Origin of the sequence: Diaphorobacter nitroreducens (assembly GCF_002214645.1) — a bacterium.
In the GTDB taxonomy this organism is placed as follows: Bacteria; Pseudomonadota; Gammaproteobacteria; order Burkholderiales; family Burkholderiaceae_C; genus Diaphorobacter; species Diaphorobacter nitroreducens.
Genome location: NZ_CP016278.1, coordinates 3,483,708 through 3,508,364 on the forward strand (window position 1 = coordinate 3,483,708; position 24,657 = coordinate 3,508,364).

24 protein-coding genes are annotated in these 24,657 nt (G+C 68.4%); 18 read left to right on the top strand and 6 right to left on the bottom strand.

Annotated elements, in window-relative coordinates:
* The first annotated feature begins 60 nt into the window (after window positions 1–60).
* Complete coding sequence (locus BA022_RS16315) at window positions 61–852, top strand: DNA adenine methylase (protein WP_088888161.1); 792 nt, start codon at window positions 61–63, stop codon at window positions 850–852.
* 81 nt (window positions 853–933) lie between these two features.
* Here BA022_RS16315 and BA022_RS16320 read toward each other — a convergent pair whose 3' ends face one another.
* Window positions 934–1,749, bottom strand: coding sequence for an IclR family transcriptional regulator (locus tag BA022_RS16320; RefSeq protein ID WP_088888162.1), 816 nt, complete (start codon window positions 1,747–1,749; stop codon window positions 934–936).
* A 219-nt stretch (window positions 1,750–1,968) separates the two neighbouring features.
* Between BA022_RS16320 and BA022_RS16325 the strand changes: the two genes are divergently transcribed.
* The 7 genes from BA022_RS16325 to BA022_RS16355 all read left to right on the top strand — a co-directional run bounded on the left by BA022_RS16325 (window position 1,969) and on the right by BA022_RS16355 (window position 7,477).
* The gene (locus BA022_RS16325) at window positions 1,969–2,730 is read left to right on the top strand and encodes a tRNA-uridine aminocarboxypropyltransferase (protein WP_088888163.1); all 762 of its coding nucleotides are present in this window, start codon (window positions 1,969–1,971) and stop codon (window positions 2,728–2,730) included.
* A 64-nt stretch (window positions 2,731–2,794) separates the two neighbouring features.
* Window positions 2,795–3,355 (top strand): hypothetical protein, encoded by a 561-nt coding sequence (locus tag BA022_RS16330; RefSeq protein ID WP_011807054.1) that lies wholly within the window; start codon window positions 2,795–2,797, stop codon window positions 3,353–3,355.
* A gap of 171 nt (window positions 3,356–3,526) precedes the next feature.
* Window positions 3,527–4,531, top strand: a complete 1,005-nt coding sequence (locus BA022_RS16335) for an SDR family oxidoreductase (RefSeq protein WP_088888164.1) — start codon at window positions 3,527–3,529, stop codon at window positions 4,529–4,531.
* Between the two features lie 178 nt (window positions 4,532–4,709).
* Window positions 4,710–5,111, top strand: coding sequence for a hypothetical protein (locus tag BA022_RS16340; protein ID WP_088888165.1), 402 nt, complete (start codon window positions 4,710–4,712; stop codon window positions 5,109–5,111).
* A 42-nt stretch (window positions 5,112–5,153) separates the two neighbouring features.
* Window positions 5,154–5,582, top strand: a complete 429-nt coding sequence (locus BA022_RS16345) for a VOC family protein (protein ID WP_011807051.1) — start codon at window positions 5,154–5,156, stop codon at window positions 5,580–5,582.
* A gap of 266 nt (window positions 5,583–5,848) precedes the next feature.
* On the top strand, window positions 5,849–6,892 hold the full coding sequence (locus tag BA022_RS16350) for a pirin family protein (protein WP_088888166.1): 1,044 nt from the start codon (window positions 5,849–5,851) through the stop codon (window positions 6,890–6,892).
* 111 nt (window positions 6,893–7,003) lie between these two features.
* Entirely contained in the window at window positions 7,004–7,477 is a 474-nt protein-coding gene (locus BA022_RS16355) for an FKBP-type peptidyl-prolyl cis-trans isomerase (RefSeq protein ID WP_011807049.1), read from the top strand.
* 58 nt (window positions 7,478–7,535) lie between these two features.
* Here BA022_RS16355 and BA022_RS16360 read toward each other — a convergent pair whose 3' ends face one another.
* Window positions 7,536–8,453: a gamma-glutamyl-gamma-aminobutyrate hydrolase family protein gene (locus BA022_RS16360; protein WP_011807048.1), complete on the bottom strand. Its 918-nt coding sequence runs from the start codon at window positions 8,451–8,453 to the stop codon at window positions 7,536–7,538.
* A gap of 172 nt (window positions 8,454–8,625) precedes the next feature.
* Here BA022_RS16360 and BA022_RS16365 point away from each other — a divergent pair, with 172 nt between their 5' ends.
* A complete protein-coding gene (locus BA022_RS16365) occupies window positions 8,626–8,970 on the top strand; it encodes an HPF/RaiA family ribosome-associated protein (RefSeq protein WP_015914545.1) in 345 nt (114 codons plus the stop codon).
* Window positions 8,971–9,068: 98 nt separating this feature from the next.
* On the opposite strand, the gene BA022_RS16370 is transcribed toward BA022_RS16365, so the two are convergent.
* From BA022_RS16370 to tkt, 3 genes are all read right to left on the bottom strand, one after another.
* The gene (locus BA022_RS16370) at window positions 9,069–9,629 is read right to left on the bottom strand and encodes a DUF924 family protein (RefSeq protein ID WP_047351172.1); all 561 of its coding nucleotides are present in this window, start codon (window positions 9,627–9,629) and stop codon (window positions 9,069–9,071) included.
* A gap of 144 nt (window positions 9,630–9,773) precedes the next feature.
* Window positions 9,774–10,775, bottom strand: a complete 1,002-nt coding sequence (gene gap, locus BA022_RS16375) for a type I glyceraldehyde-3-phosphate dehydrogenase (RefSeq protein WP_088888167.1) — start codon at window positions 10,773–10,775, stop codon at window positions 9,774–9,776.
* Between the two features lie 52 nt (window positions 10,776–10,827).
* Window positions 10,828–12,864, bottom strand: a complete 2,037-nt coding sequence (gene tkt, locus BA022_RS16380) for a transketolase (protein WP_088888168.1) — start codon at window positions 12,862–12,864, stop codon at window positions 10,828–10,830.
* Between the two features lie 163 nt (window positions 12,865–13,027).
* Here tkt and BA022_RS16385 point away from each other — a divergent pair, with 163 nt between their 5' ends.
* Window positions 13,028–13,843 (top strand): nucleotidyltransferase family protein, encoded by an 816-nt coding sequence (locus BA022_RS16385; RefSeq protein ID WP_088888169.1) that lies wholly within the window; start codon window positions 13,028–13,030, stop codon window positions 13,841–13,843.
* A gap of 23 nt (window positions 13,844–13,866) precedes the next feature.
* On the opposite strand, the gene BA022_RS16390 is transcribed toward BA022_RS16385, so the two are convergent.
* Window positions 13,867–14,706 carry a hypothetical protein gene (locus tag BA022_RS16390; protein WP_088888648.1) on the bottom strand — a complete coding sequence of 280 codons (840 nt, stop codon included), beginning with the start codon at window positions 14,704–14,706 and terminating at the stop codon, window positions 13,867–13,869.
* A gap of 66 nt (window positions 14,707–14,772) precedes the next feature.
* On the opposite strand from BA022_RS16390, the gene BA022_RS16395 reads away from it, so the two are divergent.
* From BA022_RS16395 to BA022_RS16430, 8 genes are all read left to right on the top strand, one after another.
* Window positions 14,773–16,164, top strand: coding sequence for an aminopeptidase P N-terminal domain-containing protein (locus BA022_RS16395; protein ID WP_088888170.1), 1,392 nt, complete (start codon window positions 14,773–14,775; stop codon window positions 16,162–16,164).
* Window positions 16,165–16,247: 83 nt separating this feature from the next.
* Window positions 16,248–17,684 (top strand): pyruvate kinase, encoded by a 1,437-nt coding sequence (gene pyk, locus BA022_RS16400; RefSeq protein ID WP_015914538.1) that lies wholly within the window; start codon window positions 16,248–16,250, stop codon window positions 17,682–17,684.
* 153 nt (window positions 17,685–17,837) lie between these two features.
* Window positions 17,838–18,902: a class II fructose-bisphosphate aldolase gene (fba, locus tag BA022_RS16405; RefSeq protein WP_015914537.1), complete on the top strand. Its 1,065-nt coding sequence runs from the start codon at window positions 17,838–17,840 to the stop codon at window positions 18,900–18,902.
* Between the two features lie 211 nt (window positions 18,903–19,113).
* On the top strand, window positions 19,114–20,229 hold the full coding sequence (locus BA022_RS16410) for a Re/Si-specific NAD(P)(+) transhydrogenase subunit alpha (RefSeq protein WP_088888171.1): 1,116 nt from the start codon (window positions 19,114–19,116) through the stop codon (window positions 20,227–20,229).
* A gap of 24 nt (window positions 20,230–20,253) precedes the next feature.
* On the top strand, window positions 20,254–20,973 hold the full coding sequence (locus tag BA022_RS16415; protein ID WP_228403637.1) for a hypothetical protein: 720 nt from the start codon (window positions 20,254–20,256) through the stop codon (window positions 20,971–20,973).
* Window positions 20,974–21,021: 48 nt separating this feature from the next.
* The gene (locus BA022_RS16420; protein ID WP_015914535.1) at window positions 21,022–21,351 is read left to right on the top strand and encodes an NAD(P) transhydrogenase subunit alpha part 2; all 330 of its coding nucleotides are present in this window, start codon (window positions 21,022–21,024) and stop codon (window positions 21,349–21,351) included.
* An 11-nt stretch (window positions 21,352–21,362) separates the two neighbouring features.
* On the top strand, window positions 21,363–22,787 hold the full coding sequence (locus tag BA022_RS16425; RefSeq protein ID WP_088888172.1) for an NAD(P)(+) transhydrogenase (Re/Si-specific) subunit beta: 1,425 nt from the start codon (window positions 21,363–21,365) through the stop codon (window positions 22,785–22,787).
* A 129-nt stretch (window positions 22,788–22,916) separates the two neighbouring features.
* The gene (locus tag BA022_RS16430; protein ID WP_015914533.1) at window positions 22,917–24,596 is read left to right on the top strand and encodes a long-chain-fatty-acid--CoA ligase; all 1,680 of its coding nucleotides are present in this window, start codon (window positions 22,917–22,919) and stop codon (window positions 24,594–24,596) included.
* The last annotated feature ends 61 nt before the right edge of the window (window positions 24,597–24,657 follow it).

Sequence of the window (24,657 nt, forward strand, 5' to 3'; positions counted from 1 at the left end):
CTCTCGCGAGAGCGGGTGAAGCCTAACAGATGTTTCACCACAGAAAAGAGGCTTGCAATAATGGCAAATCCAATCGTCCCGTGGATCGGCGGCAAACGCCGCCTGGTGGACCTGCTGCTCAGCAGGTTTCCGTCCCACGAGTGCTACTGCGAGGTGTTCGCCGGCGGTGCGGCGGTGTTCTTCGCGCGCAACCCCGCGCCCGTCGAGGTACTCAACGATGTCAATGGCGACCTGGTCAATCTGTACCGGGTCGTCACCCATCATCTGGAAGAATTCGTGCGCCAGTTCAAATGGGCGCTGACGAGCAGGTTGGTGTTCAAGTGGCTACAGGAAACCCGCCCTGAGACGTTGACCGACGTGCAGCGCGCGGCGCGCTTCTTCTACCTTCAACAGCAGTCCTTCGGCGGCAAGGTAGCCGGACAGACCTGGGGCACGGCGACCACAGCACCGGCGATCAATCTGTTGCGTATCGAGGAGAACCTCTCGGCCGCGCATTTGCGCCTGGCGAGTGGCGTTTACATCGAGCAGCTCGACTGGGCCGCATGCATCGATCGCTACGACCGAGCCCACACGCTGTTCTATCTCGACCCGCCTTATTGGGAGACCGAAGGCTACGGCGTCCCATTCCCCTGGGCGCAGTACGTGGCCATGGCTGCGAAGCTCAGGGCGATCAAGGGCAAGGCTGTAGTGAGCATCAACGATCACCCGGCCATCCGCGAGTGTTTCGCAGGCTTCGACATGGAGTCGCTCAAGCTGGACTACACCGTGGGCGGCGGTGCAAACAGGGTCGAGCGTGGAGAGCTGGTGATCTACAACTGGGACCGCCAAGTGGAACCAGCCGGCTTGTTCTGACGCGCAATTTACTTTCCTGACGCGAAAGTAAACTGACGGCAATTTATCTCAGCGCTGCGGCTTCAAATATCGCGGCGCGCTTCAGCTGGTGCGCACGGCCTCGGACCAGCGCACCTGGCATACGGTGGATTCGCGCATCAGCGCCTGGGCCATGGCGGCTTCCCGCGCGAGGATGCGGTCGTTCAGCGCGGCAATGCTCAGGGCTGCCACGGGGCGGCCCTCGGGGTCGAGCACGGGCACGGCGATGCCGCCCATGCGCTCGACCACCACGTCCAGCAGCACCACGTGGCCGCGTTCGCGCGCGTCGGCGATGCGCTCGCGCAGCAGCGCGGGCGTGATGCGCGGGTAGCGGCTCATCTGGTTGGCGAGGATCTCCAGCGCCGCCTCGCGCTCGGCCTCGGGCATCCAGGCCAGCAGCGCCAGGCTGCCGGCCCCGGCGCCCAGCGGGCGGCGGCTGCCCACGCGCAGGTAGTTGGCGCGGATGGGGTAGGTGCCTTCCTCCACGTCGATGCACAGCGACTCCACGCCGCTGGGGATGGACAGCACCACGCTGTCCTCGAACTGGCCCACCAGCCGCAGCAGGCTGGGGCGCGCCAGCGGCCGCGGGTCAAAGCGCCGCAGCGCGGCCGCGCCCAGCACCATGAGTTCGGGCCCCAGCGAGAACTGCTTGCTCTGCGCATCGCGCGCGACGAAGCCGTCGCGCACCATCACCTCCAGCAGGCGCAGTGTGGTGGCCTTGTCCAGTTCGGCCGCGGCGGCAATGTCGGTCAGGCGCGCGTTGCCGCCCTCGGACATCACCCGCAGCACGCGCATGGCGCGCTCCACGGTGGACGTGCTGCCACCGGGCAGGTGGTTCACCACGGCCTTGGGGCGTGCGCTGGAGGGGGTGGGGGGCATGGCGGGTGTTTCTTTGGATGAAACGTGATTTGTCATGAAATTTAGGTGTGGGTGCGATGGTTGGTCAAAGACCGTGTTTTAAATTTCAATGGCTAAAACAGTTGCGCCGCGATGCGAGGGCTTACCCTGATGAAAGCGGCGGCCGCGCCGCGCGCATGCCCCACAATCGCCGGCTTGCCGACCCTTGTGCGCGCCCGTTGCGGCGCACGCCGCCCTTCCATGCCCCATGCCGTTTCCTTGCTGCGCGCCGCGCGCCTGGCCCGCAGCGCCAAGCCGTTCCTGGCGCGCGGCGGCTCGCGCCGCGAGCGTTGCGAGGGCTGCCGCCTGCCGCTGAGCCACTGCCAGTGCGCGCTGCGCCCGCAGCCCGCGGTGCGCGCGGGTATGTGCCTGCTGATGGCGGACACCGAGCCGCTCAAGCCCAGCAACACGGGCTGGCTGATCGCCGACCTGGTGCCCGACACCCACGCGTTTGGCTGGGCGCGCACCGAGGTCGATCCCGCCTTGCTGGCGCTGCTGGCCGACCCGCAGTGGCAGCCCTACGTGGTGTTCCCGGGTGAGTTCGCGCAGGCCGCGCGCGTGGTGCAGGCCGTGGCGCCACAGGCCGACGCGGCTGCGCCCGCCGCTGCGCCGCAGGGCCCGCGCCCGCTGTTCGTGCTGCTGGACGCCACCTGGCCCGAGGCGCGCAAGATGTTCCGCAAAAGCCCCTATCTGGACCGCTTCCCGGTGCTGAGCCTGCACAGCGACGAGGCCTCGCGCTACCGGCTGCGCCGCTCCAAGCGCAGCGACCATTTCTGCACCGCCGAGGTGGCGGCGCTGTGCCTGGCGCAGGCGGGCGACACGCACGCTGCCGCGTTGCTGCTGGCCTGGCTGGACGTGTTCAGCGAGCGCTACCTGCTGGCCAAGCACCAGCGCCCCGTGGACCTGGACAGCGCTGCGCACCAGCAGCTGCGCGCGCTGGCCGGCGCGCAGCACACCGGTTGACGCAGTTGGTTGCACTGCGGGCCGCGGCGCTGCGCACAATGCCAGGTCTTTCGCTGACAACGCCATGCACCGCCGACTCGCCCTCTCGCACGCACTGACCGCCGCCCTGGCCCTGGCCGCCGGCTGCGCCAGCGCGCAGCCCAGCTACACCATCAGCACCCAGCAGCTGCAGCAGGCACTGGCCGAGCGTTTCCCGCGCAGCTACCCGCTGGGCGGGCTGCTGGACCTGCAGTTGCAGACGCCGCAACTCACGCTGCTGCCCGAGCGCAACCGCCTCAACGCCGTGCTGGACGTGGCGGCCAGCGGCGCGCTGCTGCAGGCGCGGCGATACACGGGCGCGTTCGATGTGGACTTCGGCCTGCGCTACGAACCCACCGACCGCACCATCCGCGCGCACGACCTGCATGTGAACGCGCTGCGCCTGGACGGTGTGCAGCCCTCTGCCGCCGGCATGCTGCAGCGCTACGGCCAGCAGTTGGCCGACCAGTCGCTGCGCGAGGTGGTGCTGCACCAGCTGCGCGACAAAGACCTGGCGCTGGCCGACGGCATGGGCCTGCAGCCCGAGAGCATCACCGTCACTCCGCGCGGGTTGCTGGTGCGCTTCGGCACCAAGCCGCTGTCGTGAATGCTGCGCTACTCATAGCGCTTCACGCTGGATACGCAAGCGCTGCAGCCTGTTTGGATGGAAATGCGCAGCGCGAGGGCGGCTGTCCTACGCCGTTGCGCCGCCAGCGCGGTTACAAATAGGGTTTTGCCCTTCGTTGCGCCGCGCAGCGTCTGCGCGGCCCGCCGCACCATGACCACAGCTTTGCCCGCCAGTCCGTCCAGCGTCTTTGCGTCCTCGCCCAATCCGGTGGTGGTGATCACCGGCGCCTCCAGCGGCATCGGCCATGCCACGGCGCTGGCGTTTGCGCGCCGCGGCGCGCGCCTGGTGCTGGCCGCGCGCAACCCTGACACGCTGGCCCCTGTGGCGCTGGCCTGCCGCGCCGAGGGTGGGCAGGCGCTGGGCATTCCCACCGACGTGACCGACGCCGACGCGGTGCAGGCCCTGGCCGACAAGGCGGTGCGCCACTTCGGGCGCATCGATGTGTGGATCAACGGCGTGGGCGTGGGAGCCGTGGGGCGCTTTGACGATGTGCCGCTGGCCGCGCACCGCCGCGTGATCGAGTCCAACCTGCTGGGCCACGTGCACGGCGCGCACGCGGCGCTCACGCGCTTTCGCGCGCAGGGCCACGGCCTGCTGGTGAATCTGATCTCGCTGGGCGGCTGGGTGCCCGCGCCCTACGCGGCCGCCTACACGGCCAGCAAGTTCGGCCTGCGCGGCCTGTCCGAAAGCCTGCGCGCCGAGGTGGTCGACCTGCCCCAGGTGCATGTGTGCGACGTGGCGCCCACGTTCGTCGATTCGCCGGGCCTGTCGCACGGCGCCAACTACACGGGCCGGCGCATCCGTCCGCCGCTGCCCATGGTGGACCCGCGCGCGGTGGCCCAGGCCATCGTGGACCTGGCCGATGCGGTCCAGCCGCGCGCCGTCACCTGGCTGGGCCTGGGCGCGATGCCCGGGCGTGTGGCGCATGCCCTGGCGCCGCAGGGCACGGCACGCGCCATGCGCTGGTTCAGCGACCTGGGGCTGCGCCGCGCAGCGCCCGCGCCGCTCACCCATGGCAATCTGTTTGCCCCCTCGCACCAGACTTCCATCGACGGCGGCCACCGTCAGCGCATGGCGGGATCGGCCACGGTGGTGGCGGTACTCGGTGTGGTCGGCCTGGCGGTGGGTTGGTGGTGGGGGCGCGGACGGCGCTGATGCTCCTATTTGCATAGCTGTCAGCGCTTGATGGGCGGGCGCTGCAGGCCTTTTTTATGCAAGCAGCAGCGCCCGGCGTTTTCCTACAGCCCGCGCGCGGCCGGCTGCCTACGATGGCGCTGCCGGGGCCGCACCATGTGTGGCGCGGCATCCCACCTGCCACCGCCAGGACGCCGCCATGACCTCTCGCCCCTCCCACACCGACGCCACCGACGCCGCGCCGCCGCCGGCCGAAAGCCACCCCGCCCACACCTTCACGCTGTACGCGTCGGGCGGGCGCGTGTACGCCAGCAATGTGCGCGACAAGCTCATCGACCTGGGAGCCCTCGCACCGCAGGCGCAGGGCTGGGCCTACCAGCTGGATGGCGACGAGCGCGTGGAGGCCGAAGGCTTTGACGATGCGCGGCAGGCGCTGGCCCACATCGCCGCCAGCATCACCTTCCTGTACCTAGACGGGCAGTTCACCGCGCTGCAGGACCTGGGCGACCGCGCCCGCCCCGACGTGCGCGGGGCGCCGCAGATCCAGGTGGCGCTGGACCCGCGCGGACAGGCCCGGCCCGCCATCGGCGCGGCGGCGTAGGCGGTGCCTTTCAACCCCACGGCCCTTTGTGCGGAGAACGCGATGCAAGTCCAACCCTATCTGATGTTCGATGGCCGCTGCGAAGAGGCGCTGGCGTTCTACGCCCAGGCGCTGGGCGCGCAGACGCAGTTGCTGATGCGCTTTCGGGACAGCCCCGAGCCGCCCGCGGGCGAATGCTCCGCGTCGGCCGCCGTGCCCGGCGACAAGGTCATGCATGCGGAGCTGCGCGTGGGGGAGACGACCCTCATGGCCTCGGACGGCATGGCGGGCGGCCACCCGGTGTTCAACGGCATCTCGCTCACGCTCTCGGTGGCCAGCGAGGTGGAGGCGCGCAGCAGGTTCGACGCGCTGGCCGACGGCGGCACGGTGGTGGCGCCGATGGCCAAGACCTTCTTTTCGCCCGCGTTCGGCATGGTCAACGACCGTTTTGGCGTGTCGTGGATGGTGCTGGCGGACTCCGCGCCGGGCTGAAGGCGCGGGGCAGGTGCCGCGGGCCGGTGGGCCGTCGCTGCTGGAGCTGGTCCCGCGTACAGGGCGCCAGGTTGCTCATGAAAAAGTAGCTGCCAGCGCTCACCCCCAATGCCTTTGCGACGGTTTTTGCTCGAAGATTGCGCTGCCATCGTTCCACGCATGGGCCGCAGTGTCGCGCCGGCGCCCGCTGGGCAAGCGGCCTTCCGTCCCCACATGATGCACAGTGCCTGCGCCGTGTCGCCGCGCCGGCCTTGGAAAGGAACCCCATGAACACCCGCGCCAGTCCCGTCCTGCAATCCCAGCCCCTGGGGCCGCTGTGGCCCACGCTCGATCCGTTCCTGTTCTGCGCCCACCATGACGACGCCTACCCCGCCGGCAACGGCGCCATGGGCGTGCAGGCGGTGGCGCTGGAGGGGCGCCAGATGGGCAGCGACTTCAGCCGCAAGGACGGCTTTTCGATGTACCACGGCGAGCACGTGCCCGGCTTTCCCGGCCACCCGCACCGGGGCTTTGAGACCGTCACGCTGGTGCGCAAGGGCCTGATCGACCATGCCGACTCGCTGGGCGCGGCCGCGCGCTTCGGCGGCGGCGACGTGCAGTGGGTCACCGCCGGCGCGGGCATCATGCATTCGGAGATGTTCCCGCTGCTGAACACCGACGCGCCCAACCCGCTGGAGCTGTTCCAGATCTGGCTGAACCTGCCCGCGCGCCACAAGATGGTGCAGCCGCACTTCACCATGCTGTGGAACGAACGCATCCCGCGCCTGGAGCATGCCGACGCGGCAGGCCTGCGCACCACGGTCACCGTGGTCGCCGGCGCGCTGGACGGCGCCGGTGCGCCGCTGCCGCCGCCCCCCGAGTCCTGGGCCGCGCAGGCGGACGCCGACGTCGCCATCTGGACGCTGCGCATGGAGCCCGGCGCGCATTGGACGCTGCCGGCGGCCCGCGGACAGGGCACGCGCCGCATGCTGTACTGGTTCGTGGGCGAAGGGCTCTCGATCGCCGGCGAGCCCCAGGGCGGCCACGCGGCGCTGGAGGTGGCGGCCGATCGGGCGCTGGAGCTGGTCAACACCGGCGGCGACACCGTGGAATGCCTGCTGCTGCAGGGCCGCCCCATCGGCGAGCCGGTGGTGCAGTACGGCCCGTTCGTGATGAACACCCAGCAGGAAATCATGCAGGCCATGCAGGACTTTCGCCGCACGCAGTTCGGCGGCTGGCCCTGGGACGCGAGCGACCCGGTGCACGGCAGCGCCCCCCGGCGCTTTGCGCGCCACCCGGGCAGCGCGCAGGACGAGGTGCCGCAGGCCTGAACGCCTGCGCAGCGGCCGGCCCGGCCGCCCGCGCGGCCTTGGCGTGTGCGGGACAATGGCGGCCTTGCGGCGGCGCCTGTCCGCGCCGCCGCCCTCCACGGAAACCAAGCCATGAACATCACCCAAGACACCGCCGTCACGCTCAGCTACCGCGTCACCGATCCCGCCACGGGCAAGCCGCTCGATGCCGGCAATGTGGCCTACCTGCACGGCGGCTATGAGAACATCTTCCCCAAGGTCGAGGCCGCGCTGGAAGGCCAGGCCCCGGGCCATGCGGTCACGCTGGACCTGGCGGTGGAGGACGCATTCGGCGCGCGCGACGAGAGCCTGGTGCGCACCATCCCCAAGAGCGAGTTCCCCCCCGGCGTGAAGGTGGGAGGCCAGTTGCAGGGGCCCGGCGCCGACGGCCAGCCGCAGATGTTCCACGTGGTCAAGATCAAGGGCCCCGTGGTGCACCTGGACGGCAACCACCCGCTGGCCGGCAAGGCGCTGCGTTTTGCCTGCAAGGTGACCGAGGTGCGCGCCGCCACGGCCGAGGAGATCGCCCACCGCCATGTGCATGGCGGGCACGGGCACCACCATTGATGCTGCGTTATTGATAGCTGTCAGCGCTTGCCCATCAAGCGCCAGCGGCCATTTTTGGCTAACGCCTGCGCAGCAGCGCGCGGCGCAGCAGACGCTCCGCGCGGTCGCGGATCTGCAGCGGGCTGTGGCCGGGCCGGGGCAGCACGCGCGCCCGGCTGCAGGCGGCCAGGAAGTCGTGCAGCAGCGGCGAGTCGTCCAGCGTGACGGCCGCGCTGGCGCGGAACTCCGGGTGCCACTGCGTCGCCGCGATGTAGCCGCGCCCGTGGCTCGGGTTGCGGCGTATCGCCTCGGGCACGCCGTCGGGGTAGCTCCAGGCCTCGATGTCGAAGCCGGGCGCCAGATTCTTGATGCCCTGGTGGTGGATGCTGTTCACGGTGACGCGCGGCTGCTCCGGGTACAGCCGCGCCAGCCGCGTGCCGGGCACGATGTCCACCTCGTGGAAGTGTTGGTCGTAGGTGCTCGGGTTGCGGTGCTGCAGCGCGCCGGGGTGCTGGGTCTCGATGTCCTGGTACAGCGTGCCGCCAAAAGCCACGTTGATGAGCTGCAGCCCGCGGCACACGCCGAAGATGGGCTTGCCGGCCTGCTCGAAGGCCTCCACCACCGCCAGGTCGTACAGGTCGCGCACGCGGTCGCCCAGCCAAGCGTCCTTGAGCGGCACCTCGCCGTAGCTGCCGGGCCAGACGTCCGCCCCGCCGTGCATCACCACGCCGTCGAGCCACTCGGCATAGTGCTTGAGCGTGACGTCGCCGCGAGCGGTCTCGCCCGTGGGGCAGGGCACCATCACCACCAGCGCACCGGCCGACATGATCCAGTGCGCGATGGACTGCTCCACGTACTGCAGGGTCTTGTTGGTGAACAGCGGCCGGCCCGGGTCCGCATGCGAAAAGCACGCGGACAGGCCGATCTTCAGGCGCGGCTGGGAGGGCGTCACCGACGGCATGCGGTCGGGCTGTAGCCAGGGCGGCAGGACAGTCATCGGCTCAGTTGTAACACCGCGCTTGCCCGCACGCTGTAGGAACGAGCCGCAGAGCGCGGCTGTGCGTTTTGCTTGATGCGAATCAAGCGTGCAGGCGCCTACTGGGGCATGATGAAGACGAGGGGCGCTACCGTCCGCCCCATTGACCTATCCACTTCACGAAGGAGAAAACATGCAGATCCAGGTGCATACCGACGACCACATCCAGGGCGGCGAATCGCTGGCCCGCTGGGTGCAGGAAGAAGCCACCGCCAAGCTGGCGCGCTTTCGCGAGCACGTGACGCGCGTGGAGGTGTTCCTGTCCGACGTGGACGGCGGCAAGTCCGGCGCGGCCGACAAGCGCTGCGTGATCGAGGTGCGCCCCGCTGGCCGCCAGCCTGTGGCTGCGCGTGCCGAGGCGGCCAAGGTGGCCGATGCTTTCACGGCGGCCGTGGAGAAGCTGGTGCGCGCGCTGGGCGACGACATCGAGCGCGCCAAGGACCGCAACGGCCGCGACACCATCCGCACGGCGGAGTGAGCGGGCGCTATTGATGCAATAGCTGCCGGCGCCCGACAGCAGGGCGCTGCAACGCGCAAAAGGCCGCAGGAGCGTTGGCTCCTGCGGCCTTTTGCCTTTCAGAAGCTGCTGCCCGGCTGCTGCAGGAAGGCGAGCTCCTCGGCCGTGCTGGCGCGGCCCAGTGCGGCGTTGCGGTGCGGATAGCGGCCAAAGCGCGCAATGATGTCCCGGTGCGCATGCGCGAAGTGCAGGCTGCCCGGGTTGCCCAGCGCGGTGAACAGGCGCACCGATTCTTCCTGCACGCGCGGCGACTCGCTGTGCATGTAGGGCATGTACAGGAAGGCGCGCTGCGCGGGCTCCAGCCGCGCGTCCAGACCCTGTGCCAAGGCCTCCTGCGCCAGCACCAGGGCCATGCCGTCCTGCGCGAAGGCGGCGGGGGTGTCGCGGTGCAGGTTGCGCGAAAACTGGTCGAGCACCAGGATTTCCGCCAGGCGGCCCTGGGCATCACCGCGCCAGTGCCACAACTCCCCCTGCGCGGCCTGCGCATGCAGCGCGGCGAAGCGGGTGCGGATGGCGGCGTCGAACGCGGCGTCCTTGGCGAACCATTGCTGCGGCGTGGCCTCGTCGAACCAGAAGCGCAGCACGTCGGCGGCGGTGGGGAGGGCGGGAGAGGTGGTCATGCCGCAAGTATGGAGTGCCGGCCGTGGATGTACTTTGCTATTGAATAAATAGCTGCATGCGCTTGATGGATAAGCGCCAGAGGCATATTTGATATAAAAAACGCGCCCGAAGGCGCGTTCTCTGTGAGCGGCGGAGGCTGCGGCTTACTTGCCGGCCATCACGCGCACCATCTCCAGGCACTTGTTGGAGTAGCCCCACTCGTTGTCGTACCAGGCCACGACCTTCACGAAGGTCTTGTCCAGGGCGATGCCGGCGTCGGCGTCGAACACCGAGGTGTGGGTCTCGCCCACGAAGTCGGTGGCCACCACCTTGTCCTCGGTATAGGCCAGCACGCCCTTCAGCGCGCCCTGCGACTGGGCCTTCATCTCGGCCTTGATCTCGTCGTAGCTGGCTTCCTTCTCCAGCTCCACCGTCAGGTCCACCACCGACACGTCGGAGGTGGGCACGCGGAAGGACATGCCGGTCAGCTTCTTGTTCAGCGACGGGATCACCACGCCCACGGCCTTGGCGGCGCCGGTGGAGCTGGGGATGATGTTTTCCAGAATGCCGCGGCCGCCGCGCCAGTCCTTGTTGCTCGGGCCGTCCACGGTCTTTTGCGTGGCGGTGGCGGCGTGCACGGTGGTCATCAGGCCGCGCTTGATGCCCCACTTGTCATGCAGCACCTTGGCCACGGGGGCCAGGCAGTTGGTGGTGCAGGACGCGTTGGAGATGATGGCCTGGCCGGCGTAGGTGGCGTGGTTCACGCCGAACACGAACATGGGCGTGTCGTCCTTGGACGGGGCCGACATCAGCACCTTCTTGGCGCCGGCAGCGATGTGCTTCTCGGCGCTGGCCTTGTCCAGGAACAGGCCGGTGGACTCGATCACGATGTCGGCGCCGACTTCGTTCCACTTCAGGTTGGCGGGGTCGCGCTCCTGCGTCAGGCGGATCTTCTTGCCATTGACGATCAGCGTGTTGCCCTCGACCGAGACCTCGCCCTTGAAGCGGCCATGCACGCTGTCATAGCGCAGCATGTACGCGAGGTAATCGGGCTCCAGCAGGTCGTTGATGCCAACGACTTCGATGTCGGAAAAGTTCTGCACGGCCGAGCGCAGTACGTTGCGGCCGATGCGGCCGAAGCCGTTGATGCCAATCTTGATCGTCATGGTGTGAGCCTCTAGGGATGGATGGATTGCAAAAAACGAGAACCGGGAGGGATCAGCGCGCGCGCTGCAGCGCGGCCAGCACCGTGTCAGCGACGTTCTCGGCCGTGAAGCCGAAGTGCTTGAACAGCACGCCGGCCGGGGCCGACTCGCCATAGGTGTCGATGCCGACCACCGCGGCGCAGCCGTACTTCCACCAGAAGTCGGACACGCCCATCTCGACGGCGATGCGCGGGATGCCGGCGGGCAGCACCAGTTGCTTGTACTTGGTGTCCTCGCGGTCGAAAGTGGTGGTGCTGGGCATGGAGACCACGCGCACGGCGATCTTCTTGGCGGCCAGCAGTTGCTGCGCGGCCAGGGCCAGCTGCACCTCGGAGCCGGTGGCGATGATCACGGCCTGGGCCTTCTTCTTCAGACCCACGGCGGCGGGCTCGGAGAGGATGTAGGCGCCGCGCGAGATGTCGCCCAGGTCGCTCTTGGGCGCGTAGGGCAGGTTCTGGCGGGACAGCAGCAGCGCGGTGGGCTTGTCGCGGTTGGACAGGGCCACGCTCCAGGCCACGGCGGTCTCGGCCGTGTCGGCGGGGCGCCACACGTCCAGGCCGGGGATCAGGCGCAGGCTGGCGGCGTGCTCGATCGACTGGTGCGTGGGGCCGTCCTCGCCCAGGCCGATGGAGTCGTGCGTGAACACGTGGATCACGCGCTGCTTCATCAGCGCGGCCATGCGGATGGCGTTGCGGCTGTAGTCGCTGAACGTGAGGAAGGTGCCGCCGTAGGGGATGAAACCGCCGTGCAGCGCCAGGCCGTTCATGATGGCCGCCATGCCGAACTCGCGCACGCCGTAGTTGATGTGGCGGCCCACCTGGCCGGCCTCGGTCTTGGCCACGGCGCCGTTGGCTTCCATGCGCAGCGCGGGCGTGCTCTTGGTGTTGGTGAGGTTGGAGCCGGTCAGGTCGGCGCTGCCGCCCAGCAGTTCAGGCAGTGCGGCGGTGAAGGCTTCCAGCGCGATCTGGCTGGCCTTGCGGCTGGCCACGGTCTCGGCCTTGGTGTGCGCGGCCACCACGGTGTCCACCGCCACCTGGGCGAAGTGCTTGGGCAGGTCGCCAGCCATGCGGCGGGACAGCTCGAATGCCAGCTCGGGGTAGGCGGCCTCGTAGGCGGCAAAGCGCAGCGTCCACTCGGCTTCGGCGGCCTGGCCGGCCGCCTTGGCATCCCAGTCGGCGTACACCGACTCGGGGATCGCGAAGGGCTCGTGCGACCAGCCCAGGGCAGCGCGCGTGAGGTTGATTTCCTCGGCGCCCAGGGGCTCACCATGGGCCTTGGCCGTGTTGGCGCGGTTGGGACTGCCCTTGCCGATGGCGGTCTTGCAGACGATCAGCGTGGGCTTGTCGGCGCTGGCCTTGGCTTGGCCGATGGCGGCGGCCACGGCTTCCACGTCATGCCCGTCCACGGCGTCGATCACGTTCCAGCCGCAGGCCATGAAGCGCTGCGGGGTGTTGTCGATGAACCAGGGCGCCACCTGGCCGTCGATGCTGATGCCGTTGTCGTCGTACAGCGCGATGAGCTTGTTGAGCTTCCACGCGCCGGCGAGAGCCACGGCCTCATGGCTGATGCCTTCCATCAGGCAGCCGTCGCCCAGGAACACGTAGGTGTGGTGGTCCACCACGGCGTGGCCTTCGCGGTTGAACTCGGCGGCCAGCAGCTTCTCGGCCAGCGCAAAGCCCACGGCGTTGGTCACGCCCTGGCCCAGCGGGCCGGTGGTGGTCTCCACGCCGGGGGTGATGCCGTGCTCGGGGTGGCCGGCGGTCTTGCTGTGCAGCTGGCGGAAGTTCTTCAGCTCCTGCAGGGGCAGGTCATAGCCCGTGAGGTGCAGCAGCGAGTACAGCAGCATCGACGCGTGGCCGTTGGACAGCACGAAACGGTCGCGGTCCATCCACTGGGGGTTGGTGGGGTTGTGCTTCAGGTGCCGGCCCCACAACGCCACGGCCATGTCGGCCATGCCCATGGGGGCGCCGGGGTGGCCGGAGTTGGCTTGTTGAACGGCATCCATTGCGAGTGCGCGGATCGCATTCGCCATTTGTTGAGAGTTGGCCATGAGGGGTGGCTCCGCAGAGGGGGCGGTGTTCTTGTGAAGAAACCCGGGATTTTACCGGGGGCCCCGCAGCCTGGGCGGCGCGGAGGCTGATGGGCTGGTTGGCGGGGCGGCTGGCTGGCCTGTTGCACGGTTGCGCGGGGCGCATGCACTACAGTGCGCAGCCATGCCCACGGTGCCTTCCTGCTTCGCAGATTCCTCCCTCACGACAGCCCCCGGCCCGGCGCACGGCTGGGCGCAAGTGCCGGCCCTGCTGCTCGCCGCCGGCCGCGGCGAGCGCATGCGCCCGCTGACCGACGCCTGTCCCAAGCCATTGCTCGAAGTGCGTGGTCGGCCGCTGCTGGAGTGGCACCTGCGTGCGTTGGTCGAAGCGGGTGTCGAGCGCGCCGTGATCAACACCGCGTGGCTGGGCGAGCAGATTGGCCACCGATTTTCAGATGTTTTTGCCGTCGAAGGCAAGCGGGAAAAGCGCGAGCAGCTATCAATTTCATACTCCCATGAAGGCCGGGATTTCGGTCGCGCGCTGGAGACGGCCGGCGGTATCGCACGCGCGCTGCCGCAGCTGGGGCCGGTGTTCTGGCTGGCGGCGGGCGATGTGTTCGCGCCCGACTTCACCTTCGAGGCGCAGGCCGTGCAGCGGTTCGTGGCCGGCGATGCCCTGGCCCATCTGTGGCTCGTGCCCAACCCGCCGCACCACCCGCGCGGCGACTTTGGCCTGTCGCCCGAGGGGTTGGCGCTGAATCTGCCGGCGCAGGACCCGCGGCCGCGCTACACCTACAGCACCATCGCCCTGCTGCGCGCCGAGCTGTTCACCGCGCCCTGGAGCGACATCGCGCCCGGCAACCCCGAGGGCGTGGCCGCGCCGCTGGCGCCGCTGCTGCGCCGCGCCATGGATGCGGGGCGGGTGACGGCGACGCTCCATACCGGGCGCTGGACCGATGTGGGTACGCCAGAGCGGCTGGCCGAGCTGAACGCCGGCTGAGGCAGCGTCCGTCGCCCAGCGGTTCAGGCGCCTGGTGCGGATGCGGGGGCCGAGGCGGCGCCCGACGCGGGATCGGCGGGGTCTGATGCCGGCTCGGCGGGCGGCGGCGGAGGCAGCAACTCGGGCGCGGGCGCCAGCGCGGTGGCCGATGCGGGATGGGCGGGCTGCACATCGATGGCCGGGCCGTTCTCGCAGTTGCGGAACTGCCACTGGCTGGGCAGAAAGCGGGCCTGCGGCCCGTCGGGTGCGGGCTTGCCCACCTCGGCCTGCACGTCGTAGGGGATGTGCGGCACCTGGAACAGGGCGATCTGGCCCTGGCGGCACAGCAGCGCGGGTACCACCTTGTTCAGCTCCCAGTCCTTGGTGTCGGTGTTGTAGCGGTACAGCGGGCCAATACGCTGGTCCTGGGCCAGTTCTACGCGCATCGGCAGCACCTGCATCGCCTGGGCCCATACGCCGGCCACGAGCACGGGCTGCGAAAAGCGTACCGCCTCCAGGCCGCGCAGGGACACGGGCTGCACCGGCGCGCCGTTGTCGAAGGGGTCCAGCCGGTTGATCAGGCTGCCCGCGGGAATCACCAGTTCGCCGTACTGCACGTCGTGCGGCAGCACGAAGCGTTCGCGGTGGGTGCGATGCACGGCGCTGTCCTGGCGCGTCTGCTGCGCGCGACCCGACAGGTACAGGCGCAGGCCCAGCCAGGCATCGCACACCACGGCCAGGGCGCACAGGGCGACCAGCACGCGCCGGTCCAGCCGCGGCTTGTTGGGAACATCGATATACCGCGCATAGAACGCGTAGGAAAGCAGGGCCACGGTCAGCACCAGGCCCAGCAGGGGGATGAGGGTGGTCAGCAGGAAGGACATGCGGCGAGTCTGCCACGGCGCCTGGGTGCCGCCGCGCGCGCCGGCCGTTGGGCCCACAATGGCAGCATGACCACGCCCAGCTCCCTCTACGCGCAGCGTCGCGCCCGCCTTGCCGCCCAGTTGGGCGCGGGCGGCATCGCCATCGTGCCCACCGCCCCGCTGCAGCAGCGCAACCGCGACAGCGAGTTTCTCTACCGCCACGACAGCTACTTCTACTACCTCACGGGCTTTGCCGAGCCGGGCGCGTGGCTGGTGCTGACCGCGGAAGGCCACAGCACGCTGTTTTGCCAGCCCAAGGACCTGGAACGGGAGATCTGGGATGGCTACCGCCTGGGGCCCGAGGCGGCCCTGGCCACCCTGGGCGTGGACGCCGCGCACTCCGTGGCCGATATCGACGCGCGCTTGCCGCGCCTGCTGGAAAACCGCGGTAGCGTCTGGTTCCCCTTCGCCACCCACCCAGGACTGGCTGCGCGTGTGGAAGGCTGGCTGAACCAGGTGCGCGCACGCGTGCGGTACGGCGCGCTGTGCCCCGCTCAGCAGGGCGACCTGTGCACGCTGCTCGACGAGATGCGCCTGATCAAGGACGCGCATGAGCAAGATCTGATGCGCCGTGCCGCCGCCATCAGCGCCCGCGCCCATGTGCGCGCCATGCAAAGAAGCGCCCGCATGCTGCGCGCCGGCCAGGACGTGCGCGAATACCACCTGGATGCGGAGCTGCTGCACGCGTTCCGCGAAGAGGGCTCGCAGTGCCCGGCGTATGGCTCCATCGTGGCTGCGGGGGCCAACGCCTGCGTGCTGCACTACCGCGCCGATGCCGCGCCGGTGCGCGCGGGCGAGCTGGTGCTGATCGACGCGGGCTGCGAGCTGGACGGCTACGCCTCGGACATCACGCGCACCTTTCCGGCCGATGGCCGCTTCACCGGCCCGCAGCGCGCGCTGTACGACCTGGTGCTGGAGAGCCAGAAGGCGGCCATCGCCGCCACGCGTGCGGGCAACCGCTTCAACGACCCGCACGACGCCACGGTGGCCGTGCTGGCGCAGGGCATGCTGGACTTGGGCCTGCTGGACGCCAACAAGGTCGGCAGCGTGCAGGACGTGATCGCGAGCCGTGCGTACTTCCAGTTCTACATGCACCGCACCGGCCACTGGCTGGGCATGGATGTGCATGACTGCGGCAGCTACGTCGAGCCCTCAGAAGTGGGCCAGGTGAGCGAGCGGCGCGACCCGCTGTCGGGCGAGCTGATACAGAACCGCCCCAGCCGTATCCTGCGCCCAGGCATGGTGCTGACCATCGAGCCCGGCTTGTACGTGCGCCCCGCGCCGGGCGTGCCGGAGGCCTTCCACCACATCGGCATCCGCATCGAGGACGACGCCATCGTCACCGAGACCGGCTGCGAACTGATCACCCGCGGGGTGCCCGTGGAGGGCGACGAGATCGAGGCGCTGATGCGCGGCTGAGCGGGTGTTTTCAGGAACCGCGATGTAACTGATTTTGTGCAAAAATCGAAACTCGATTACATCCACGGAAAAGAGACACCCCCATGCAGATCCGCCGCGCCACCAAGATCGTTGCCACCCTGGGCCCCGCCTCCAGCGACCCGCAACTGCTGGAGCAGATGATCGCGGCGGGCGTGAACGTGGTGCGCCTGAACTTCAGCCACGGCAAGGCGCAGGACCATGTGGAGCGCGCCGCCATGGTGCGCGAGGCCGCCCAGCGCGCCGGGCGCGAGGTCGCCATCATGGCCGACCTGCAGGGGCCGAAGATTCGCGTGGGCAAGTTTGCCGAAGGGCGGGTGATGCTGGAGCCGGGCCTGCCTTTCGTGCTGGACGCGTCGCGCAGCGAGCCCGGCGACCTGCAGGGCGTGGGCCTGGACTACAAGGAACTTCCCCGTGACGTGAAGCCCGGCGACGTGCTGCTGCTGAACGACGGCCTCATCGTGCTGCAGGTGGATGCCGTGCGCGGCGAGGCCGTGTACACCACCGTGAAGATCGGCGGCGAGCTGTCCAACAACAAGGGCATCAACAAGCAGGGGGGAGGCCTCACGGCGCCTGCCCTCACGGCCAAGGACATGGAGGACATCAAGACCGCCATGAGCTTCCAGGCCGACTATGTGGCCGTGAGCTTCCCCAAGAACGCCACCGACATGGAGATGGCGCGCCAGCTGTGCAACGTGGCCGCGGCCGAGTTCCGCCACAAGCCCGGCCTGATCGCGAAGATCGAGCGTGCAGAGGCCGTGCCGCTGCTGGAGGAGATCCTGCGCGTGTCCGACGGCATCATGGTGGCGCGCGGCGACCTGGCCGTGGAGGTGGGCAACGCCGCGGTGCCCGCGCTGCAGAAAAAGATGATCCGCATGGCGCGCGACATGGACAAAGTAGTGATCACCGCGACCCAGATGATGGAGAGCATGATCGCCAACCCCGTGCCCACGCGCGCCGAAGTGAGCGACGTGGCCAACGCCGTGCTGGACGGCACCGACGCCGTGATGCTCAGCGCCGAGACGGCTGCCGGCAAGTACCCGCTGGACACGGTGCGGGAGATGGCCACCATCTGCGCCGCCGCGGAAGCGGCCGAAGACCTGGAGCGCGACTCCGACTTCATCGGCCAGACCCTGGGCCGCATCGACCAGTCCATCGCCATGGGCGCGCTGTTCACGGCGCACCACCTGGGTGCCAAGGCCATCGTGGCGATGACCGACAGCGGCTCCACGGCACTGTGGATGAGCCGCCACCGCATCCACATTCCCATCTATGCATTGACGCCGAAGGTGGCCACGCAGCGGCGCATGGCGATGTTCCGCAACGTGCGCCCGTTGCTCATGGACACCAGCGCCGACCGCGACACTGCGCTGGACCAGGCCGAGAGCCACCTGAAGATGCGCAACATCGTGCAACAGGGCGACCTGTACGTGATCACCTGTGGCGAGCCCATGGGTGCGCCCGGCGGCACCAACATGCTCAAGATCTGCCGCGCACGATGAAAGCGCGGTAGCGCATCCTTTCACCCCATGAACGCAGTCGGGGCGATGGGGGGTATTGGGGGCATGGGTCCAGGAAGCGGCAGGGCGGCTAAAATTACGGGTTACCAAGCGGTTACCGCCGCTCATCCATCAACCCTCGAACGGATCCACCCCATGCCTCTCGTCTCGATGCGCGAACTGCTCGACCATGCCGCCGACCACGGCTATGGCATTCCCGCCTTCAACGTCAACAACCTGGAGCAGGTGCAGGCCGTGATGGCCGCTGCCGACGAGGTGGGCGCGCCGGTGATCCTGCAAGCCAGCGCCGGCGCCCGCAAGTACGCCGGCGAGAGCTTTATCAAGCACCTGATCGCCGCCGCTGCCGAGGCGTATCCGCACATCCCCCTGGTCATGCACCAGGACCACGGCACCAGCCCCGCCATCTGCAAGGGCGCGCTGGAGCTGGGCTTCGGCTCGGTGATGATGGACGGCTCGCTGCGCGAAGACGGCAAGACCCCCGCAGACTTCGACTACAACGTGCGCGTCACCCAGGAAGTGGTGGCCATGGCGCACAAGATCGGCGCTACCGTCGAAGGCGAACTGGGCTGCCTGGGCAGCCTGGAGACCGGCGAGGCGGGTGAGGAAGACGGCGTCGGGGCGGCTGGCAAGCTCAGCCACGCCCAGCTGCTCACGGACCCCGAGGAGGCTGCGCAGTTCGTCAAGGCCACGCAACTGGACGCCCTGGCGATCGCCATCGGTACCAGCCATGGGGCCTACAAGTTCTCCCGCCCGCCCACGGGCGATGTGCTGTCGATCCAGCGCGTCAAGGAAATCCACGCGCGCATTCCCAACACCCACCTGGTGATGCATGGCTCGTCCAGCGTGCCGCAGGATCTGCTGGCCCTCATCAACCAGTTTGGCGGCAAGATGAAGGAAACCTACGGCGTGCCCGTGGCCGAGATCCAGGAAGCCATCAAGCACGGCGTGCGCAAGATCAACATCGACACCGATATCCGCTTGGCCATGACCGGGGCGGTGCGCAAGTTCCAAGCCGAGAACCCGGACAAATTCGACATGCGCGAGTGGATGAAGCCCGCGCGCGAAGCCGCCAAGGCCATCTGCAAGCAACGCTACCTGGAGTTTGGCTGCGAGGGCCAGGGCGCGAAGGTGAAGGGCTATACCCTCAGCGAAATGGCTGCCAAATACGCCAGCGGCGCGCTGCAGCAGGTCGTGAACTGACGCAATGAGGCGCGCGGCGGAGCCGTCTGCCGCCCACGCTTTCCCAAGCCCGGCGCCCCATGGCCGCCGGGCTTTTTCTTTGGCCTCACTCCGTGCCATGTCGCGCGTGCGTCGAAGGTGTGAAATTCTTCATGTAAGCTCACGGTAAGTAGAAATACGCAATGCTGCGTGGACCAACGCCGTAGGGCGCTCGCGTGCAGGAGGAGATGACATGCTGATAGGTGTGCCCGCCGAAACCCTGGCAGGCGAGACGCGGGTGGCCGCCACGCCAGAAACCGTCAAGAAACTCGTGGCCCAAGGCCACACGGTGCGGGTGCAGTCAGGCGCCGGCGTCTGCGCCAGCGTCACCGATGCCGGCTTTGCCGCCGTGGGAGCCGAGATCACCGACGCGGCCGGCGCCTGGGGCTGCGACCTGGTGCTCAAGGTGCGCGCGCCGCAAGAGTCCGAAGCCGGCCTGCTGCGCCCGGGCAGTACCTTGGTCGGCATGCTGAATCCGTTCGACGCCGCAGGTCTGCACCGCCTGGCCGCTGCCGGCGTCACCGCCTATGCACTGGAAGCTGCGCCGCGCACCACACGCGCGCAGAGCATGGACGTACTCTCCTCGCAGGCCAACATCGCCGGCTACAAGGCCGTGGTGATGGCCGCTGATCGCTACCAGCGCTTCTTTCCCATGCTCATGACTGCGGCGGGCACCGTGAAGGCGGCCCGCGTGGTCATCCTGGGCGTGGGCGTGGCGGGCCTGCAGGCGATTGCCACGGCCAAGCGCCTGGGCGCGGTGATCGAGGCCAGCGATGTGCGCCCCAGCGTCAAGGAGCAGGTGGAGTCGCTGGGCGCGAAGTTCATCGACGTGCCCTACGAAACCGCCGAGGAGAAAGAAGCTGCCGAGGGCGTGGGCGGTTACGCCCGCCCCATGCCGCAAAGCTGGCTGGACCGCCAGAAGGCCGAGGTTGCCAAGCGTGTCGCACAGGCCGACGTGGTCATCACCACGGCGCTGATCCCCGGTCGCGCCGCGCCGGTGCTCGTCACGCAGGAGATGGTGGAGTCCATGAAACCCGGCTCCGTCATCGTGGACCTGGCGGCCGCGCAGGGGGGCAACTGCCCGCTGACCCAGCCGGGTCAGACCGTCGTGCACCACGGCGTGACCCTGGTCGGCGAGACCAACCTGCCCGCGCTCGTGGCGGCTGATGCCTCCGCGCTGTACGCGCGCAACGTGCTCGACTTTTTGAAACTCATCATCAACCCCGAAGGCGCCCTGCACCTCAACCGCGATGACGACATCGTGGTGGCCTGCTTGGTGGCGCATGAGGGGGCCGTCACGCGCGCGTGACCCTGTTCTGCCCGCAACCTTGGAGTGACTTTCTTGCGTCTTCGTTGGAACCCCTTTGTCCCCGCCATCGCGGCCCTGCTGTCGCTCGTTGCATGCGCGCCAGTGCAGCCGGACCTCGTACGGGTGGGCCGTGCCGAACTGCAGTTGCCCGCGGGCACCTGGCAGCCTTTGGGCGGCAACGCCGAGCAGTTTGACGTCCGCCCCGATGACACCGCGCACGATCTGCCCATGCAGACCCGCGCAGTGGCCCTTCGCGGCCGGGCCAAGGAACCGCTGGCGGTTCTGGTGGTGCAGACCAATGCCAGCAACCACCCGCGCGACACCACGCTGTGGACCGCGGCCTGCCTGCCGCAAAAGGGCGTGCAGGTGGAAGACGCGGCGCGCGGCAGTCCGGTGCGCATCGACTGCCTGCGCTACAAGCGCAGCGCGGGCACCGACGGCTACCTGGCCAGCGCGCGTCCGGCGCTTGCCCAGTGGCTGACGCAGCAGCAGGCCGTGCCAGCCAACCCGTATTCCCACGTCTCGTACCGCTACTCCACCCCCGAAGGTGGCTATGTGTCCGTGGATGTGCTGGCCGATCGGCGGTTGCTGCGGCCTACCGTGCGCAACAACGAGGAGTTCCTGCGTGCAGGCCGTCCCGCGCAGGCGTGGATGGAGCAACTCGCCCAAGCGGCCCGCCAGAGCATCACCATGCTGGATGGCCGTTTCGTGGTGCCCCCGTTCCCCCAGGCCTTGCCCGAATAGCTGTCAATTGGGGCCGTGTAGAGGCCCCCTTTCCGAAGGAGCGTCGAGATGGAGTCGGTTTCGCCCACGCTGATCAACCTGATCATCTTCGTGCTGGCCATCTACGTGGGCTACCACGTGGTCTGGAACGTCACGCCCGCGTTGCACACGCCCTTGATGGCGGTGACCAATGCCATCTCGGCCATCGTCATCGTCGGGGCCATGCTGGCCGCGGCGCTCACCGAAACGCCACTGGGCAAGACCATGGGCGTGCTGGCCGTGGCGCTGGCGGCGGTGAACGTGTTCGGCGGCTTCCTGGTCACCCGGCGCATGCTGGAGATGTTCAAGAAGAAAGAGCGCAAGGCGCCCGCCGAACAAGCGAAAGCAGCTACGAAATAAGGAGCGTTGGCATGAGCATGAACCTTGTCACGCTGCTGTACCTGGTCGCCAGCGTCTGTTTCATCCAGGCGCTCAAAGGCCTGTCGCACCCCACCACGTCGATCCGCGGCAACCTGTTCGGCATGGCGGGCATGGCGATCGCCGTGCTGACCACGGCGGCGCTCATCGTGGAGCTGGCCAGTGACAAGGGCGTGGGCATGACCTACGTGCTGGCCGGCCTGGTGGTGGGCGGTGGCGCGGGCGCGGTGATGGCCCAGCGCGTGGAGATGACCAAGATGCCCGAGCTGGTGGCTTTCATGCACAGCATGATCGGCCTGGCGGCGGTGTTCATCGCCGTGGCGGCCGTGGCCGAGCCCTGGGCCTTCCAGATCGTGGCGCATGGCCAGCCGATCCCCCTGGGCAACCGTCTGGAGCTGTTCCTGGGCGCGGCCATCGGCGCCATCACCTTCAGTGGCTCGGTGATCGCCTTCGGCAAGCTCTCGGGCAAGTACAAGTTCCGCCTGTTCCAGGGCGCGCCGGTGGTCTTCAAGGGACAGCACCTGCTGAACCTGGTGCTGGGCCTGGCCACCGTCGGCCTGGGGCTGGTGTTCATGCTCACCGAGCGCTGGGATGCCTTCTTCGCCATGCTGGCGCTCGCCTTCGTGATGGGCGTGCTCATCATCATTCCCATCGGCGGCGCCGACATGCCTGTGGTGGTGTCCATGCTCAACAGCTACTCGGGCTGGGCAGCGGCGGGCATCGGCTTCTCGCTGAACAACAGCATGCTCATCATCGCGGGCTCGCTGGTAGGCAGCTCGGGCGCGATCCTGAGCTACATCATGTGCAAGGCCATGAACCGCTCGTTCTTCAACGTGATCCTGGGGGGATTCGGGGGTGATGCCGCCGCTGCGGCTGCGGGCGGCGCCGTGCAGCGCACGGCCAAGAGCGGCAGCGCCGACGATGCGGCCTTCATCCTGAGCCAGGCGGAGACCGTGGTCATCGTCCCCGGCTACGGCCTGGCCGTGGCGCGCGCGCAGCATGCGGTGAAGGAGCTGGCGCAAAAGCTCACCGACAAGGGCATCACCGTCAAGTACGCCATCCATCCGGTGGCGGGCCGCATGCCCGGCCATATGAACGTGCTGCTGGCCGAGGCCGAGGTGCCCTACGACCAGGTGTTCGAGATGGAGGACATCAACGGCGAGTTCGGCCAGGTCGACGTGGCCATCGTGCTGGGCGCCAACGATGTGGTGAACCCCGCCGCGCTGCACAAGGGCAGCCCCATCTACGGCATGCCGATCCTGGAGGCTTACAAGGCCAAGACCGTGATCGTCAACAAGCGCTCCATGGCCGCGGGCTACGCCGGCCTGGACAACGAACTGTTCTACATGGACAAGACCATGATGGTCTTCGGCGACGCCAAGAAGGTGGTCGAAGACATTGGCAAGGCCGTGGAGTAGTGCCGCATCCGCGCATGCCGGCGGGGCCGGCACGCTAGGGTAATTCCAGACGCGCGAAGGCTGCAGGCCATCCACAATGCGCCGCACTTTGCCGTCATTCGTAACTAGAAGATTCCAGGAGAGACATCTATGACCGACCGCCCATGGCTTGGCGCCTACCCGCAGGGCGTTCCTGCCGACATCGACCCGACGCAGTACACGTCGCTGGTGGAGCTGATGGAGCAGGCCTTCCGCGACTATGCGGACCGCACGGCCTACAGCTTCATGGGCAAGGAGACCAGCTACCGCGAGACGGACGCGCTGAGTCGCCAGTTCGCGGCCTACCTGCAGAGCCTGGGCCTGGTGCGCGGCGACCGCGTGGCGCTCATGATGCCCAACGTGCCGCAGTACCCGATCGCCGTGGCGGCCGTGCTGCGCGCGGGTTTCGTGGTGGTCAACGTGAACCCGCTGTACACCCCGCGCGAACTGGAGCACCAGCTCAAGGACTCGGGTGCCAAGGCCATCGTCATCATCGAGAACTTCGCCGCCACGCTGCAGGCCTGCATCGCCAACACCCCCGTGCAGCACGTGGTGCTGTGTGCCATGGGCGACCGGCTGGGCCTGCTCAAGGGCCTGCTGGTCAACTACGTGGTGCGCAACGTCAAGAAGCTGGTGCCGGCCTACCAGCTTCCCGGCGCAGTGCGCTTCAACGACGCGCTGGCCAAGGGCGCCGGCCTGCAGTTGAACAAGCCGTCTTTGAAGAGCGACGACATCGCACTGCTGCAGTACACCGGCGGCACCACGGGCGTGAGCAAGGGCGCCGTGCTGCTGCACCGCAACGTGATCGCCAACGTGCTGCAGTCCGAGGCCTGGAACAAGCCCGCGACGAGCAAGATCCCCGAGAGCGAGCAGCCCACGGCCGTGTGCGCGCTGCCGCTGTACCACATCTTCGCGTTCACGGTGAACATGATGCTGTCCATGCGCACGGGCGGCAAAACCATCCTCATTCCTAATCCACGCGATCTGCCGGCCGTGCTCAAGGAGCTGTCCAAGCACACGTTCCACAGCTTCCCGGCGGTGAACACGTTGTTCAACGGCCTGGCCAACCATCCCGACTTCAACACGGTCAACTGGAAGAACCTCAAGGTTTCCGTGGGCGGCGGCATGGCTGTGCAGGCGGCCGTGGCCAAGCTCTGGCTGGACAAGACCGGCTGTCCCATCTGCGAAGGCTATGGCCTGTCGGAGACCAGCCCGTCGGCCAGTTGCAACCCGGTCACCGCCACGGAGTTCTCGGGCACCATCGGCGTGCCGTTGCCCAGCACCTCCATGCGCATCCTGGACGACGAGGGGCACGACATCTCCGCCACCGGCCAGGCGGGCGAGATCGCCATCAAGGGCCCGCAGGTCATGGCCGGCTACTGGCAGCGCCCCGACGAGACCGCCAAGGTCATGACCGAGGATGGCTACTTCAAGACCGGCGACATCGGCGTGATGGACGCACGCGGCTACTTCAAGGTGGTGGACCGCAAGAAGGACATGGTGCTGGTCAGCGGCTTCAACGTCTACCCCAACGAGGTGGAGGACGTGGTGGCGCTGATGCCCGGCGTGCTGGAATGCGCGGTGGTGGGCGTGCCCGACGAGAAGACGGGCGAGGCCGTGAAGCTGGTCATCGTCAAGAAGGACCCGGCGCTCACCGAGGCGCAGGTCAAGGACTTCTGCCGCGCCAACCTCACGGGCTACAAGCAGCCCAAGGTGATCGAGTTCCGTACCGAACTGCCCAAGACCCCCGTCGGCAAGATCCTGCGCCGCGAGCTGCGCGACAAGAAATAAGCCGAGAACCCGAGGGCCCCGCGCGGGCTCTTGGGACGTGTTCACGATCTTTTCATAGAGC